The 16,083-nt window shown below is 74.8% G+C and carries 11 protein-coding genes and 1 pseudogene; 3 read left to right on the top strand and 9 right to left on the bottom strand.

Annotation, left to right across the window (positions count from 1 at the left end; genetic code table 11):
- Positions 1 to 2,532, top strand: a pseudogene (locus ACH5AR_RS28210) (internalin); the annotation flags it as partial.
- An 885-nt stretch (positions 2,533 to 3,417) separates the two neighbouring features.
- Complete coding sequence (locus ACH5AR_RS28215) at positions 3,418 to 6,120, top strand: LuxR C-terminal-related transcriptional regulator (RefSeq protein ID WP_396304336.1); 2,703 nt, start codon at positions 3,418 to 3,420, stop codon at positions 6,118 to 6,120.
- A gap of 75 nt (positions 6,121 to 6,195) precedes the next feature.
- Here ACH5AR_RS28215 and ACH5AR_RS28220 read toward each other — a convergent pair whose 3' ends face one another.
- Positions 6,196 to 7,134 carry an aegerolysin family protein gene (locus ACH5AR_RS28220; RefSeq protein WP_396304337.1) on the bottom strand — a complete coding sequence of 313 codons (939 nt, stop codon included), beginning with the start codon at positions 7,132 to 7,134 and terminating at the stop codon, positions 6,196 to 6,198.
- 99 nt (positions 7,135 to 7,233) lie between these two features.
- Positions 7,234 to 7,542 carry a hypothetical protein gene (locus ACH5AR_RS28225; RefSeq protein WP_396304338.1) on the bottom strand — a complete coding sequence of 103 codons (309 nt, stop codon included), beginning with the start codon at positions 7,540 to 7,542 and terminating at the stop codon, positions 7,234 to 7,236.
- Positions 7,543 to 7,826: 284 nt separating this feature from the next.
- Here ACH5AR_RS28225 and ACH5AR_RS28230 point away from each other — a divergent pair, with 284 nt between their 5' ends.
- Complete coding sequence (locus tag ACH5AR_RS28230; RefSeq protein ID WP_396304339.1) at positions 7,827 to 8,804, top strand: LuxR family transcriptional regulator; 978 nt, start codon at positions 7,827 to 7,829, stop codon at positions 8,802 to 8,804.
- Positions 8,805 to 8,867: 63 nt separating this feature from the next.
- On the opposite strand, the gene ACH5AR_RS28235 is transcribed toward ACH5AR_RS28230, so the two are convergent.
- The 7 genes from ACH5AR_RS28235 to ACH5AR_RS28265 are packed head-to-tail and all read right to left on the bottom strand — an operon-like array spanning position 8,868 to position 16,080.
- A complete protein-coding gene (locus ACH5AR_RS28235; protein ID WP_396304340.1) occupies positions 8,868 to 9,827 on the bottom strand; it encodes an aldo/keto reductase in 960 nt (319 codons plus the stop codon).
- Positions 9,802 to 10,791, bottom strand: coding sequence for a YbhN family protein (locus ACH5AR_RS28240; RefSeq protein WP_396304341.1), 990 nt, complete (start codon positions 10,789 to 10,791; stop codon positions 9,802 to 9,804). The genes ACH5AR_RS28235 and ACH5AR_RS28240 overlap by 26 nt, the downstream gene beginning before the upstream one ends.
- Positions 10,788 to 11,786 carry a glycosyltransferase family 2 protein gene (locus tag ACH5AR_RS28245; RefSeq protein ID WP_396304342.1) on the bottom strand — a complete coding sequence of 333 codons (999 nt, stop codon included), beginning with the start codon at positions 11,784 to 11,786 and terminating at the stop codon, positions 10,788 to 10,790. The genes ACH5AR_RS28240 and ACH5AR_RS28245 overlap by 4 nt, the downstream gene beginning before the upstream one ends.
- On the bottom strand, positions 11,779 to 12,957 hold the full coding sequence (locus tag ACH5AR_RS28250) for an endonuclease/exonuclease/phosphatase family protein (protein WP_396304343.1): 1,179 nt from the start codon (positions 12,955 to 12,957) through the stop codon (positions 11,779 to 11,781). Before ACH5AR_RS28250 ends, ACH5AR_RS28245 begins: the two co-directional genes overlap by 8 nt.
- Entirely contained in the window at positions 12,951 to 13,943 is a 993-nt protein-coding gene (locus ACH5AR_RS28255; RefSeq protein WP_396304344.1) for a decaprenyl-phosphate phosphoribosyltransferase, read from the bottom strand. The genes ACH5AR_RS28250 and ACH5AR_RS28255 overlap by 7 nt, the downstream gene beginning before the upstream one ends.
- 20 nt (positions 13,944 to 13,963) lie before the next feature.
- Positions 13,964 to 15,049, bottom strand: coding sequence for an NAD-dependent epimerase/dehydratase family protein (locus ACH5AR_RS28260; RefSeq protein WP_396304345.1), 1,086 nt, complete (start codon positions 15,047 to 15,049; stop codon positions 13,964 to 13,966).
- On the bottom strand, positions 15,046 to 16,080 hold the full coding sequence (locus tag ACH5AR_RS28265) for a glycosyltransferase family A protein (RefSeq protein ID WP_396304346.1): 1,035 nt from the start codon (positions 16,078 to 16,080) through the stop codon (positions 15,046 to 15,048). Before ACH5AR_RS28265 ends, ACH5AR_RS28260 begins: the two co-directional genes overlap by 4 nt.
- Positions 16,081 to 16,083: the final 3 nt, after the last annotated feature.

A 16,083-nucleotide genomic window follows, 5' to 3' on the forward strand; every position in this document is an offset into this window, starting at 1 on the left:
CACGAGACGGGCTGGTACACGTTCTCCAAGGCCGCGGACCCCACGTCCGGCTCGACCGTGCAGGTCGGTGACAAGGTCACCTACACCGTCACCGTGAACCAGCACGGCGCGGGCGCCGTCACCGGCGCGACCGTCACGGACGACCTGGCGAAGGTCCTGGACGACGCCACCTACAACGGCGACGTCAAGGCCAGCACCGGCACGGCCGAGGTCAAGGACGGCAGGCTCACCTGGACCGGCGACCTGTCGGCCGGCGGCACCGCCACGATCACCTACTCCGTGACCGTCACCGGCGGTGGAGACGGCAAGCTGCACAACTCCGTCTCTTCCACCGACCGGCGCGGCACCTGCGAGCAGCAGACCGGCTGCGAGACCGACCACACCTACGGGACGTACGTCTTCGGCAAGTCCGCGGACCCGAAGTCGGGTTCGACGGTGCAGGTCGGTGACAAGGTCACCTACACCGTCACCGTGAAGCAGCAGGGCGCGGGCGCCGTCACCGGCGCGACCGTCACGGACGACCTGGCGAAGGTGCTGGACGACGCCGCCTACAACGGCGACGTCAAGGCCAGCACCGGCACGGCCGAGGTGACGGACGGCAGGCTCGCCTGGACCGGTGACCTGCCGGTCGGCGGCACCGCCACGATCACCTACTCCGTGACCGTGACGGGCGGTGGTGACGGCAGGCTCGGCAACGCCGTCACCACGCCGGACGGCAAGCGCGGCACCTGCGACACCGCCGTCGGCTGCACGACCGAGCACACCTACGGGACCTACGTCTTCGGCAAGTCCGCGGACCCGAGGTCGGGGTCGACGGTGCAGGTGGGTGACAAGGTCACCTACACCGTCACCGTCGCCCAGAAGGGCGCGGGCGCCGTCACCGGCGCCACCGTCACCGACGACCTGGCGAAGGTCCTCGACGACGCCACCTACAACGGCGACGTCAAGGCGTCGTCGGGCACGGCCGAGGTGAAGGACGGCAGGCTCGCCTGGACCGGTGACCTGCCGGTCGGCGGCACCGCCACGATCACCTACTCCGTGACCGTGACGGGCGGTGGTGACGGCAGGCTCGGCAACGCCGTCACCACCCCCGACGGCAAGCGCGGCCACTGCGAGGCCGACAAGGCCTGCGAGACCGAGCACGCCTACGGGACGTACGTCTTCGCCAAGTCCGCGGACCCCGCGTCGGGTTCTGCGGTGAAGACCGGTGACAAGGTCACCTACACCGTCACCGTCGCCCAGAAGGGCGCGGGCGCCGTCACCGGCGCCACCGTGACCGACGACCTGTCGAAGGTGCTGGACGACGCCACGTACAACGGCGACGCCAAGGCCAGCACCGGCACGGCCGAGGTCAAGGACGGCAGGCTCGCCTGGACCGGTGACCTGCCGGTCGGCGGCACCGCCACCGTCACCTACTCCGTGACCGTCACCGGCACCGGTGACGGCAGGCTGCACAACGTCGTCACCACCCCCGACGACAAGCGCGGCACCTGCGACACCGGGAAGGCCTGCGAGACCGACCACCCCTACGGCTCGTACGTCTTCGCCAAGGCCGCCGACCCCACGTCCGGCTCGACCGTGCAGGTCGGTGACAAGGTCACCTACACCGTCACCGTCACCCAGCACGGCAAGGCCGCGATCCAGGGCGCGACCGTCACCGACGACCTGTCGAAGGTCCTGGACGACGCCACGTACAACGGCGACGCCAAGGCCAGCACCGGCAAGGCCGAGGTCAAGGACGGCAGGCTCACCTGGACCGGCGACCTGCCGGCCGGCGGCACCGCCACCGTCACCTACTCCGTGACCGTCACCGGCACCGGTGACGGCAAGCTCCACAACTCCGTCACCTCCACCGACCAGCGCGGCCACTGCGAGCAGCAGACCGGCTGCGAGACCGACCACACCTACGGGACGTACGTCTTCGGCAAGTCCGCGGACCCGAAGTCGGGTTCGACGGTGCAGGTCGGTGACAAGGTCACCTACACCGTCACCGTGAAGCAGCAGGGCGCCGGCGCCGTCACCGGCGCGACCGTCACCGACGACCTGTCGAAGGTCCTGGACGACGCCACGTACAACGGCGACGCCAAGGCCAGCACTGGCACGGCCGAGGTCAAGGACGGCAGGCTCACCTGGACCGGTGACCTGCCGGTCGGCGGTACCGCCACGATCACCTACTCCGTGACCGTCACCGGCAGCGGTGACGCCCGGCTGCACAACGTCGTCACCACCCCCGACGACAAGCGCGGCCACTGCGAGGCCGACAAGGCCTGCGAGACCGACCACCCGCTGCCCGGGGCCACCCCGCCGCCCACCGAGCCCCCGGCTCCCGGCAACCCCGAGCCCGGCAACCCCGAGCCCGGCAACCCCGAGCCCGGCCCGCAGAACCCGGCGGCCCCCGCGCCGAGCGGACCCTCGGGCATCCTCGCCCGCACCGGTACCGCCGTCCTCGCCGCAGCAGGCACCGGCGCAGCCCTGCTGATCCTCGGCGCACTCGCCCTCACCCTCAGCAGGCGCCGCCGCAACAACAGCTGAGGCAGCAGCACCACCCGACAGGGGTGTCCGTGGCAGCCAGCCACGGACACCCCTTCGCCTTTTTCGCGGCACCCGCCGCCGGCCGGGCCGCCTCGTCCCTCACCAGGTCTCCTGCCGGGCGCCTTTCCGGTCCCTTCCGCGGCAGGCCCTTCTTGCAGCCCCGCCAGGGCACACCCGGTCCCAGCGGGGACCTTGCGATCGGCGATGGACGGCAGACCGCGGAGTGGCGGGTACTCTGTCCCGCCGTGCACCGACCACCCCTTGCCGTTGCCAGCCGTTCGACGGCGGCCAGGGCGCCCCTGCGGTCCCGGTCCAGCGCAGGGCTCGCTGAACACGAGGACCGGGGCGGCGTGTCCCGGACTCCCGGTTCCGCCACCACGAGCGGCGTGGCTGTGAGTGATGTCCAGGCCCGGGGGTGACGGGCCCATGGAGGATCAGCAGTCGGCCGCCACGGGCCCGCAGCAGCTCCATCCGCAGCAGGCGCGGTGATGGGCGCCGAGCCTCGGACCGGTCCCCGGAATACGCCACGGCCCATGCCGATCATTTCCGCGAGCCCGCAGGAAACGGGTGAGTAGGGGACGTCGAGGATGAGCTTCACAACCGCAGGCGGGCCCGGAGCGGCAGGGCCGCCTCGCCGAGGGCGGATAGTTCGTGTGTGAAACGTGATAAAAGCGGCGGGATCAGGCTCCCGGACGATCGTGATCGCGCCGTTTTCGGTGCGGCGAGTCGGTTCGTGTCGATACTGGGTGAGGATCGAGACGGGAAGGGTCGGTGCGGCTTTTCCCCCGCGAATCCGGCTCCGGTGAATGCCGGCGGGACGTGTCCGGACGGGGAGGCGGGCCCGGGTGGGGCCCGCCGGACGGAACAGGGTGGGAAGGGGAACGGATGCTCCTTGAGCGCGACGAGGTATTTGACATGGCCGCGTCGGCAGGAGAATCGGCGCGGGCGGGCGGCGGGCGCTGGCTCCTGCTCTCGGCGCCGGTGCCCGGCATGGGACGGACCAGCGCGCTGGAGGCGATCGTCCGCCGGCAGGCCGCCGACGGTGCCATGCGCGTCATCCGGGCGCGCGGCGTACCGGAGGAGAGCGCGTTCCCGTTCGGGCTCGTCCGGCAGCTCTTCGCCGACGGGGCCGTGCCCTTCTCCGCTCCGGCCGGGCCGGAGGAACAGCGGCTGTTCCACCGGCTGGTGACGCGGCTGGCCCGCTCGGCCGCCGAGCGGCCGGTCCTGCTCGCGGTGGACGACCTCCAGCACGCCGACGCGCCGTCCCGGCGCTGGATCGGCTACCTCGCCCGCCGCCTCGCCGAACTCCCCGTCCTGCTGCTGGCCACCGAGCGCGCCGACCCGAGCGGTGCGGCTGCCCTCCCGCCCGCCACCGGCGCGTCCGCCACCCTCCGACCGCTCAGCGCCCGCGCGGTGCTGCGGATCGCCCGGGCCGCGGGCCTGGACCAGCGGTCCGCCGCGACCTGCGTCGAGGCGGGCGTCGGCAACCCGGCCCTGGTGCGGGCGCTCGTCGCCGACCTCGGCGGCGACCGGCCGCCCGGCCCGCCGTCCGCCCGGGCGCACCACCACTACCGCGCCACCATCGCCGACTGGCTGCGGCGGGCGGATCCGTGCCTGCGCCAGGCCTGCCTGGCCCTCGCCGTCGCGGCCGGGGAGGGCCTGCCGGCCGGCCCGGACCTGCGGCGGCACCTCCCGCGGCTGTGCCCGTCCCGGCGCTCCCCGGGCGAACGGTCGGTGCGCCGGGCGGCCAGGCTGCTGGGCCACCCCCTCGCCCGGGAGGCCGTCCTGGCCGCCGCGGCCCCGGAGGAGGTCGCCGCACTGCACGGCCGCGTCGCGGAACTGCTCGACGAGAGCGGCGCGCCGGCCACGGCCGTGGCCGCCCGGCTGCTGCTGGTGGACCGGCCCGGCGAGGTGTGGATGGTCCGCGCGCTGGCCGACGCCGCCGAGGAGGCGGTGCGGGCCGGCCGCGTCGCGGAGTCCGCCGCCTACCTGCGCCACGCGCTGAGCGGCCCGCTCGACCCGCAGCGGCGCGCCGACCTCGCCCTGCGCCTCGGTGCCCTGGAGCTCCCGAACAACGCGACCGCCGGGATCCGCAGGCTCCACACCGGCCTGGAGCTGCACACCGACCTCCGGGACCGGGCCGGCGCCGCGGCGGCGCTCAGCGCGGCCCTCGTCGCGCGGCGGGACGCGGACGGCGCCCTGCGGGTGCTGCGCCGGGCCGGCCGGGCCGCCGACGACGAGCAGCTCGTCCAGGTGCTGGAGGTCCTCGGCGCGCTCGTCTCCTCGCACGACAACGACGCGTGGCGCGCCGCCGTGGCCGGCCTGCGCGCGCTCGCCCCGACGGCGCCCCCGTCCGTCGAACCGCTGGTGTGCGGGCTGATCACCGAGTACGAGGCGGGCGCCGGCCTCTGCTCGGCGCAGGAGGCGCTCGCCCGGATCCGGCCGCGGCTGGCGGCGCCGGTGGACCCGCGCCTGCGCACCGCCTGGCTCGGCAGCGCGGCCACCCTGCTGCAGTGGGCGGACCGCCTGGAGGAGGCCCGCGAGCTGGCCGGCCTGTGCCTGCCCGCCCCGCCCGTCCCCCCGGACCTGACGGACGTCGGCGTGCAGTGCCTGCTCAGCGTCCGCGCGGAGGCGGCGCTGTGGGCGGGGCAGTTCGAGCGCGTCATCGCCGAGAACGCCCCGCTGGTGGAGGGGACCGCCGGGCAGGGCGTCCGACTGCCGCACCTGGCGGCCATGGTGGCGACGGCCCGGTGCGAGAGCGGCCGGCGCGCCGCCGCCTGGGAGGCCGTGGCCCTGGTCGGCCCGTCCGGCGGCGACGACTCCTGGGAGTGGAACGAACTCGGCTACACCCGCGCCCTGTTGCACGCGGCGGACGGCAACTGGCAGGCGGCGCTGGACGAGTACCTGGCCTGCGGGGCCGGCCAGGGCGCCCACGACTTCGTCAGCCCCGTCGCCACGCCGTGGCGTTCCGGGGCGGCGCTCGCCCTGGTGCGGCTCGGGCGGCGGGAGGAGGCCCGCGGACTCGCCGAGGAGGAGCTGCGCCACGCCCGGACCTGGGGCACCGCGCGCACCGTCGGCCGGGCGCTGCGGGCGTACGCCGCGGCCGTGGGCGGCAGGCTGGCGCTGGGCGCGCTGGTCGAGGGCGCCGAACTGCTCAGGCCGGGCACCGCGCCGGTGGAGCTCGCGGAGGTCCTGGTCGACCTCGGCCGGGCCCACCTCGAAGCGGGCAACGGCCGCAAGGGCCGGGACTGCCTGCGCGAGGCGCACGCCGTGGCCCTGCGGCTGGCCGTGCCCGCCGTGCCCGCCGTGCCCGCCGCGCCGGGCGTCGGGCCGGGCGTCGGCGGCCGGCTGCTCGGCCTCACGGAGCGGGCGCTGCGCGAGGGCGGGGTGCGCAGCAGCGGCGGCGGGCGCCGACTCACCGCCGCCGAACGGCGGGTGGCCGAACTCGCGGCGGCCGGGCACACCAACGCCCAGATCTCCGCCGCGCTCTGCCTCACCCGCCGCACCGTGGAGACCCACCTCACCAGTGCCTACCGGAAGCTGCGGATCGCCCGGCGCACCCAACTGGTGTCCGTACTGGGCCGGTAGCGGGCCGCCCGCCCCCCGCCCGGGTGCGCGGCCACGCGGCCCGGGCGGGGGTTGCGCCGCTGCGGCGCGGTGCGATCAGGACTTGGACAGGGTGAAGGAGACCGAGGCGTTGTTGCCGCCGCCGCCCTGCCAGGTGCACGAGTACCCGGCCGGGGCGTCACAGCTGTAGCTGTTGCTGCCCGCGTACGGGTTGTTCCAGTGCACCCTCACCTTGTTCTGCTCCCCGAGCACGTCGAAGGTGACGGAGCCCTCCGTGCCGGTCATGAAGCCCTCCGACTCGCTGGCCCACTTCGCGGTGACGCCGGGCTGGACGATGGACGGCGGCATCCCGTTGTCGGACCAGATGCCCCACTGGAGGCTCGCACCCGAACGGGTGAGCAGCTTCCCGGAGTTGTTGGTCAGGTTGACGGACGTGCTGCGGGCGGCGGAGGTGAGGCTGGGCGCCTCGGCGGCGTCCGCGGCGGCGGCCCGGTACGCGTGACCGACGGTGAACGTCACCGAGGCGTTGTCCCCGCTGCCGCCGCTCCGGTAGCAGACGTACCCGGCCGGGACATCGCAGCTGTAGCCGTTGCTGCCCCAGTAGGGGTTGTTCCAGTGCAGCCTGACCTCGCCGGCGCCGTTCGCCAGCGCGTAGGTGAGGCTCCCCTCCGTCCCGGTCGCGAAGCCGCAGGACTCGCTCTGCCAGGTGGCCGACTTGCCGGCGGGCACGTAGTCGGAGGGCAGCATGTCGTTCGTCCAGCAGCCGTGGTCGAGCTTCTCCCACGTCTTCGTCAGGCCCGACCCGGTGGAGTTGGCGAGGGTGACGGAGGTGGAGCGCTGCGCGGCGAGCTGCGGCACGCCCGCCGACTCGCTCCCGGCGGCCGGCTGCTGCGCCGCGGAGGCCTGCGGCCCGGGCTGTCCGGTCGCGGCCTGCGCGGACGGGGCGAGGGCGACCGCACCGGCGGCCAGCAGCAGGGCGGTGAGGGCGCCGGCGGCCGTACGGCCCAGGGCTGTCGTGGAGGTCGTGCGCTGCATGTCTACCTGCTCTCTTCGAGGTCGGGCGGGCGGACGGGTGTCACGCTCGCCGGGCTTCCGTCCGGAGGGGCGTCGCGGCGCGGGGCCGCCGCCCGGGGGTCACTGGATGTACAGGTCGTACTGCCATCCCCGGTCGATCCAGACCTGCTCGATCTTGTTCTGAACGGCGCCCCCGAGGCCGTAGAGCACCCAGTACGCCGCCTGCGCCGCCGCGTACGACTCGTACCGGCCGGCCCACCGCCAGATGTCGATCGCCTGCGCCGACGCGCCCTCCTGGACGGCCGGTGCGGTGGCGGCGCGCGCCGGGGCGGGAGAGGCCGCGGCGGCGTTGGCCTGGGTGGTGGCGCCGACGAGGATCGCGGCGGCGAGGGCGGCGCAGAGCGAAGCCGCACCGATTCTCCTGTTCATGACAATCTCCTCCTGGTGGACGCTCCCCGTGGACGGCCGTTCGCCCGGGGCGGACCGGTCCGCCCGGGCCGGGCGGCGGGGGTGCGGTGTTGGTCACAGACTGGCACGCGGCCACCACGCCCGGGCATCGTGGAAAACCGTGAACTTGGCACGGTGCGCGCCCCCGTCGGGACGGGCGGGATCCGGCCGGCCCGGCGGAAGTCCCCGAAAATTGGTATAGACCTAGTCCGCGAGCTGGCTTAGCCTCCCTGAGGGATCGAGCAGGATCACACGGGGGAAGTGCTGTGCTTGAGGTGCTGGGCATCGAACCGTCGGCCGAGGCGGTGTACCGGTTGCTGGTGGACGAACCGGGGTTCCGGGTCGCCGACATGGCCGAACGGCTGGGATGGAGCGAGGAGAGGGTGCGTTCGGCACTGAACCAGCTGGCCGAACTGGACCTGGTGGACCTGGCGGACGGCTGCGTGGACGCGGTGCCGTTCAACCCGGACGTCGGCTTCGGGTTCCTGCTCTCGCGGGCCACCGCGGACCTCAGCCGGCGCCAGCGGCAGATCGAGTCCGCCGAGCAGGCGGTGACGGCGCTGAGCGCCCGGTTCAACGCCAACCGGGCCTCGCGGCACGAGATCATCCACCGGCTGGAGGGGCTGGACGCCGTCCGCGGACGGCTGGAGGACCTGGCCTCCACCGCCGCGCGCGAGTGCCTGTCCCTGCTGCCCGGCGGCGCCCAGCTGCCGGACACCATGGACGCCAGCGAGCCGTTGGACCGTCAGGCGCTGGAGCGCGGGGTGCGGATCAGGAGCGTGTACCAGGAGAGCTTCCGCAACGACCCGGCGACGCTGGACTACGTCCGCTGGTTCACCCGCCTCGGCGGCGAGGCCCGTACGGTGCCCGTCCTGCCGCTGCTGCTGGTCGTGGTGGACCGGGAGACGGCGCTGGTGCCGATCGACCCGCGGGACGGCCGCGCGGGCGCGCTGGAGGTCCGGACCCCGGGGGTGGTGGGCGCGCTGGCCCTGCTGTTCGAGGAGTTCTGGGCGGCGGGCACGCCGTTCGGCCAGGAGCCGACCCGCGACGAGCACGACCTGACGCCCCAGGAGAGGGAGTTGCTGCTCCTGCTCAGCATCGGCTGCACCGACGAGGTGGCCTCCCGGCGCCTCGGGCTGTCGCTGCGCACGACGCGCCGGATGAGCTCCCAGCTGATGAACCGGCTGGGCGCGCGCAGCCGCTTCGAGGCGGGGGTGCGCGCGGCGAAGGAGGGCTGGCTCTGAGCCGGCCGGCCACGGGGGTCGGGGCCTGTCCCGCACGACAGGCCCCGGCGGCCGGGCGCGGGGTCAGCCCGCGGTGTCCAGCCGCCGGCGCTGCTCCTCGTCCAGGACGAGGTCCAACGCGCCCAGGCTCTCCTCCAGTTGGGCGACCGAACTGGCGCCGACGACCGGCACGGTCGGCACCGGGTGGCCGATCAGCCAGGCCAGCACGACCTGGTTGACGGTGGCGCCGGTCTCCTCGGCGACCTCCGCCAGTACGGCCAGCCGGGCCTTCGCCGCCGGCCACTCGTACTGCTCGCGCAGCGGCCGGTCGGCGCGGCAGTAGGACCCGCCGAGCAGCGGCGAGTAGGCGAGCAGCGTCATCGCGGGCCGGGCCGCGACGTACGAGAGCAGGGCCTCGTCGGCGTGCTTCTGGACGCCGAAGTCGGCGCCGGGGCGCGGCTGGAGGTAGCTGTGGCGCTGCTGGACGCACCGGTAGCCGGGCCAGTCGCGCCCGGCGGCCAGGTCGTTGGCGGCGGCCAGTTCGGCGGCGCTGTGGTTGCTGCAGCCGAGCACGTCGACCGTGCCGTCGGCGACCAGCCCGGCGAAGGCGCCCATGGTCTCCTCGACCGGCGTCCCCGGGTCGGCCATGTGCGCGTAGTACACGTCCAGCCGGTCGGTGCCGAGCCGGCGCAGGCTGCCCTCCGCGGCCTCGCGCAGCGCGCGGGCGGACAGGCCCTCGAAGTGCTCGGGGAAGGGCAGTCCGGGCACCGGGCGGGCGCCCGCCTTGGTGGCGAGCACCAGCTCGTCGCGGTTGCCGCGGCGGGCCGACCAGCGGCCGAGCAGCTCCTCGCTCTCGAAGCCGTCGGCGCCGGGTGCCCAGAAGGCGTAGTTGTTCGACGTGTCGATGAACGTCCCACCGGCTTCGGTGAACCGGTCGAGGATCGCCGTCGCGGTCTCCTCGTCGACGGTGGTGCCGAAGGTCATCGCGCCGAGGCAGAGCGCGCTGACCGACCGGCCGTCAACTCCGAGGCTGCGGTAGTGCATCAGTCTTCCCTTCAGGGGGGTTGGCAGCGGTGTCGCCGGCCGCCGGCGGGGGTGCTCCCCGCCGGGACCGGGTCAGCAGAATCATTACCCCGGCGGTGCCCAGTTCGGCTACCGTGCAGACCAGCCGGGAGAGGATCGCGGCGGCGCCGGCCTCGGTGACCGGGACGACCGTCGACAGCGACAGCACCAGGACCATCTCCCGGGCGCCCAGGCCGTCCGGGAGGACGACGGTCAGCGTGCCGGCGACGGTGGCGAGCGCGAAGCCCCCGACGCAGGCCGCCAGCGAGCGGGCGGGCGGCCCGTCGAGCGCGACCACGACCAGCCACAGGTGCAGGCCGGCCGAGAACCAGGACAGCAGGGCCAGCGCCAGCGAGGCCCGCACCGCCCGGGGCGAGGTGCGCCCGGCCGGCGGCGGCCGGCGGAACAGCCGCGCGCCGCGCTCCACCGCCGCGCCGATCAGCCCGGGGCGGACCACGAAGCAGAGCAGCACCAGCACCGGCAGGGCCAGCCACCAGGTGTTCCCGCCGAGCACGGCGGGCGCGATGCCCAGCGCGGCGAGGCAGGCGGTCAGCATGGTGATGCCCAGGCTGACCACGTAGGTCGTGACCATCCGCCCGGCCGTGGCCCCGTACTCGGCGCCCAGCTGGATGTGCGCGAGCAGCCCGAACACCGGTGTCGGGAGGAACTTGCCGAGCAGCCCGCAGAAGAAGATCCGGGCGCTGCCGAACAGCCCGACGGGCGGCCCCAGGTCGTCCAGGACGACCCGCCAGGACAGCAGGCCGAGCAGCAGCCCGCCGACGTTCGTCAGCACGGACAGCGCCAGCAGGGCCAGCGAGCGCCCGTCCGCCATCCTGGTCACCAGGCTCCAGGCCTCGTTGCGGGCGACCGCGGCCAGGCCCGCGACGCCGGCCAGCAGCAGGACGGCGGTCAGCAGGCGCCGGCGCCCGGCGGGCGGGGCCGTCACGACGCCGCGGGCCGCGGCCGGCGGAAGCCGCGCTCGGTGAGCGCCCGCACCGCGCCGCGGGCGACGCCCGCCACCAGCGCGGTGTGCAGCAGGAAGTGGTAGCCGACGAAGACCGGGTAGTACCGCAGCCCCTGGTCGCGGACCACGAACCGGGCCAGCCCCGGGTCCGCCACCGCGAACCAGGCCACGCCGAGCGCGGGCAGGACGGCCGCCCTGGGTGTGAGCAGCAGCAGCGGCAGGCTGCCCCAGGTGGCGGCGGTGGCGAGCACGCCCGGCATCCGGTTCGCCTTGAGCGCCCCGGGGCTGAAGCGGTGGGCCCCGGCGAAGGCCACCAGCAGCTGCGAGCGCCGGTACTGCTCGGCGAGCAGTGCGCCCAGCCGCTCCACGTCGTCGTGCCGGCCGGTGATCCGCTCGGTCAGCAGGATCGGGTACTTCGCCGCCAGCCGCTCGCTGTACTCCACGTCCTCGGACTCCCGCAGGGTCTCGTCCAGCGGGCCGACCTCCTCGTACACCGACCGCCGGATCGCGCACATGGCGAAGAAGACGGTGCGCACCCGGCCGGTGGCGCGCCGGCGCCACCAGTACTCGTGCAGGACGCGGTAGCGCTCGACCGGGCCGTCGTCGAACAGCGCCCGCTTGCCGACCACGCCGTGGACGCAGCCGAGGTCGGGCTGCTCCTCCAGCAGGGCGACGGCGTTGCCGACGGCGTCCCGGTCCAGCGCGATGTCGGAGTCCAGGAAGAACAGGATCTCCCCGGTGCTCTCGGCCGCGCCGCGGTTGCGGGCGACGGACACCCCGCCGTTGCGCTGGGTGATCAGCCGTACGGGGTAGCGCCGGACGATCTCCGGGGAGCGGTCCGAGCTGCCGTCGTCCACCACCAGCACCTCGTGCACGGGGTAGCTCTGTGCCAGGGCGGACTCGACGACCGCCGCGATGGTCTTCTCGTAGTTGTAGTTGGGGATGATCACCGACACCGTGGGTCGTGCGTCAGCCATGGGTGCCTCCCGATGCCGGCCCGGAGATCCAGGCGTCCTGGCGGAGATGGTCGGATGTGCCTTCGGGGCTGCTCAGCCCGTAGCGGTGGGTCCGGGCGCCGTGCGCGGTGAACGCCCAGTCGAAGCGCCACCAGTCGTGCCAGCTGCCGGCGTCCCAGGACATCGGCAGGACGGTGTCGCCCGCGTCCGCCGCGTCCTGGGCGAGGCCGCGCAGCCCGTTGAGGTCGCCCATGCCGGCGTTGGTGTTGAAGTCGCCGGCGATGAACAGCGGGGCGGGGTTGGTCCGGACGTCCTGGAGCAGCCCGTCGAACTGCTGCCGGCGCTCGCGCTGCCGGCGGTGCACGTCGGCCGGGAAGTCCCCGAGGGGCATCCCGTGGGCGACGGGCACGAGCATGTGGACGTTGTAGAAGGAGAGCACCGAGCCGTTCACCGCCAGGTCGGTGCGCAGCACCTTGGCCCCGGCGAAGACCCGCGACCAGTCGGCCTCCCCGTCGGCCCGCAGCTGCCGGTCCGGGCCGACCGGCGGCTGCGCGACCACGGGGAAGCGCGAGAGGGTCACCAACTCGCCCCGGGTGACGACCTGGTAGCCCGGGAACTCGCGCTTCAGCCGGGCGGTGTCGTCCACCTCGCGGGCGCCGTCCGCGCCGGCCGCGTCGTCCCAGTGCAGGTACTCCTGGAGCAGGTACACGTCGGCGTGCTGGGCCTTGAGGTAGGCGTAGAACCGGTCCGGGTCCACGTCGGAGCCCCAGTACTCGGTGTTCTGCGCGACGACGTGGACGGCGCCCGGCGGCACGGTGCGGTCGGCCGTCACCGCGGCCAGGGTCAGCCCCGACTGGTCCAGCCCGACGGCGAGCGACAGCGCGCCCATGACGGCGGGCCAGCGCACCCGGCTGCGGCTGCGGCGCAGCCGGACGGCCAGCGCGGCGAGCAGCACCAGCAGGGGGACGCCGAGCAGGACCGGCGGCGGCGCGGCCCCGGGGACGACCCAGAACCAGGCCCGGCCGGTCAGCGCCTCCTGGAGGGCGCAGAAGAGCAGCCAGCCGCCGCTCGCCGCGGCCAGCAGCCGGACCGGCCAGGTGGCCGCCCGGTCGGCGAGGAACCAGGAGCGCCGGGGCCGGGGCAGCCGCGCCCGGGCGGAGGCGGGGGCGGGGCGCCGGGGGAGCGTCACCATGACTGCACCACCAGCAGCAGGCCGAAGCCGGCCAGCCACAGCCCGCCGACCACCAGCATGATCCGGTCCGTGAAGAGCGTCCGGGTGGGTTCGCCGCCGCCCTCGCTGACCAGCAGGATCTGGAGGTAGCGGGCGATCGCGAAGACCGCCAGCGGGGTGGAGAGCAGGATCCGCAGCTGGCGCATGCTGCCGGCCGCGGCGTCGCTCTGCAGGAAGGACACGTAGGCGAGCACCGTCACCGAGGCGGCGAAGGTGACCATGCTGTCCAGGAACGGGACGGAGTAGGAGCGCAGGGCCGGCCGGTGCAGTTCGGCGGGGCCGCCCTGGACCGAGCTGAGCTCGTGCCGGCGCTTGCCGAAGCCGAGCAGGATGCAGACCGAGAAGACGCAGAGCAGGAACCACGAGGAGATCGGGACGGAGGCCGCCGTGGCGCCCGCGCAGACCCGCAGCACGAAGCCGGTGGCGATGACGAACACGTCGACCACCGACACGTGCTTGAGCACGAAGCTGTACAGGACGTTGGTGACGGCGTAGGCCAGCACCGGCACGGCGGCGGCCCCCGCCGTCGCCGAGCCGGCCAGCAGGGCGAGGTAGAGCAGGGCGCCGAGCACCACGGCGGCCGGCACGGGGACGGCGCCGGAGGCGATCGGGCGGTGGCGCTTGACCGGGTGGCGGCGGTCCCGCTCCCGGTCGGCGAGGTCGTTGACGACGTAGGTGGCCGAGGACGCCAGGACGAACAGCACCAGGACGGGCAGGGCGGCGGCGACGGCCGGCCACGGCGAGGCGCCGGAGGCCAGCAGGGGCAGCACCAGGACGACGGCGTTCTTCGCCCACTGGTGCGGTCTGACCAGGCGGACCAGCCCGCGCACCAGCGAGCCGCGGCCGGGCTCCTCGGGCCGCTCGGCGGGCGGGGGGCCGGTGTCCCCGTCGGGCGGGTGGACCGGCGGGCCGACGAGGCCCTTGCGGTACTCGCTCGCAGTACTCACTTCCGTTCCCTTCGCTGCTGTCAGAACAGGACCTTGACCGTGCGCAGGGCACCTTCGCGCCAGCGGTCGGAGTGCGTCCGGCCGGTGGTGCCGGCCACCGCGGACCGGTTCGCGCGGTACCAGGTGAAGCTGCGCTCGATGGCGGTCGCGTTGGAGTGGCGGGGGGTGAAACCGAGCACCTCGCGGGCGTCGGTGATGTCGACGCAGGAGTCCCGGGTGAGCTTCTGGACGAGGCGGCCGTAGACCGGGGACAGCCGCAGCGCGGCCAGTGCCCGCAGCGCCGCCCTGGCCGGGCCGAGCGGCAGCGGGACGACCCGCTTGCCGTGCCCGGCGAGGTCCAGGACGACCTGGCAGTCCTCGCGGAACGAGCCGTACTCCGCCGCGCCGACGTTGAACTCCCGGTTGATCCGCTCGCCCGGCATGGTGAGCATCGCGACGACCAGGTCGCACAGGTCCTCGACGTCCAGCATCTGGTTGAGGGTGTGGCCGCCGCCGAGGACGGGGAAGCCCCGGCCGTCCAGCGCCCAGTCGAAGAGCATCGCGAACACGCCGAGGCGGCCCGGGCCGATGAAGGTCTTCGGGCGCAGGACGGGTACGCACATGCCCCGCTCGCGGTGGTCGGCGCAGATCCGCTCGGCCGCGATCTTCGCCGCGTTGTACGGGTCGACCGCCACGAGCGGGTGCGACTCCGGGGTCGGCGTGCGCTCGGGCAGGCCGTACACGGCGGTGGAGGAGATGTGCAGCACCCGGTCGGTGCCGGCCTGCCGGGCGGCGTCCAGGACGGTGCGGGTGCCGTCCACGTCCACCGAGCGGATCTCGGCCGCCGGGTGGCTCGGCAGCGCGGCGGCGCCGTGCACCACCACGTCCGCCTCGGCGGCCAGCCGGCCGAGCAGCGTGCGGTCCCGGACGTCGCCGAGCACCGCCTCCACGGAGGGCAGGGCGGCGAGCCCGGGCGGCAGCGGGCGGCGGTCGAGGGCGACCACCCGGTGGGCGGGCGAGTCGCCGAGCCTGCGGACCAGGGCGCTGCCGAGGAAGCCGGCCGCGCCGGTGAGCAGGACGCGCTGGGGGCGGGCCGGGTACGGGGGCCCGGGGTGCTCGGCGGTCACGGGCGGCCTGCCGGCGGGGTGGGGAGCGCGGCCGCCGCCGGGCGCCGGTACAGCCGGCGGAACCGCGGGCTGAGCAGCCACTGGCCGGCCCCGACCGCCGCGCCCGCGGTCACCGCGGTGCCCGCGGCGAAGTGCAGGGCGGTGTACGCGACCGCCGTCGGCAGGCCGCGCTCGCGCACCAGGAAGCCGTGGAAGCCGCGGTCGGCGAGCACGGCGCCGGCCGCCAGGGCGGCGGTGGCCGGCAGGGTCCGGCGGGACACCAGCGCCAGCGGGAGCGAGGCCACCGCGCCGGCCGCGGCGAGCGCGGCGACGGCCCGGGAGCGGGTCTCGAAGCCGCGCATGAAGCCCCGGTGGTCGACGTAGAGCGGCACCCGCAGGCGGGCCCGCCGGAACAGCTTGCGGACCAGCCCGGACAGCTGCTCCTCGTCGTTGTGCCGCCCGACCAGCGCGGAGCTGAGCTCGATCCGGTGGGTGGCCGACAGCCGGACGCCGAAGTCGATCTCCTCGGTCTGGCGCAGGGCCGGGTTCAGCCCGCCGGAGTCCAGGAACAGCGAGCGGCGGATGGCCGCCAGCGCCGAGAACCAGGGGGTGACGGTGCCTTCGGAGCTGATCCGCCAGTAGTAGGACTGGAGGATCCGGTAGTCGCCGACCCGGGTGGTCGGCAGCAGCGGCTCCTTGGCGGTGATGCCGCACACCGACCCGATCCCGGGGTCGGCGGTGAGCCGCTCCACCGCGGCGGCGACCGAGGTCGGGGAGAGGCCGACGTCGGCGTCCAGGAAGAACACGATCTCGCCGCGGGCCTCCCGGGCGCCGCGGTTGCGGGTCTCGGCCGGGCCCGCGTTGCGCTCCTGGCGGACCAGCCGGCAGGGGTACTTCTCCGCGACGAGGGCGGAGTCGTCGGTGCTGGCGTCGTCGACCACGACGATCTCGAGGTTGGGGTAGGTCTGGGCGGTCACCGCGTCCAGGCAGGCGGGCAGCGTGCGGGCGTCGTTGTAGAGCGGGATGACCACCGACACCAGGGGAAGGGGCATGTC

The sequence above is a fragment of the Kitasatospora sp. NPDC018619 genome (assembly GCF_044391605.1).
Taxonomy (GTDB): Bacteria; Actinomycetota; Actinomycetes; order Streptomycetales; family Streptomycetaceae; genus Kitasatospora.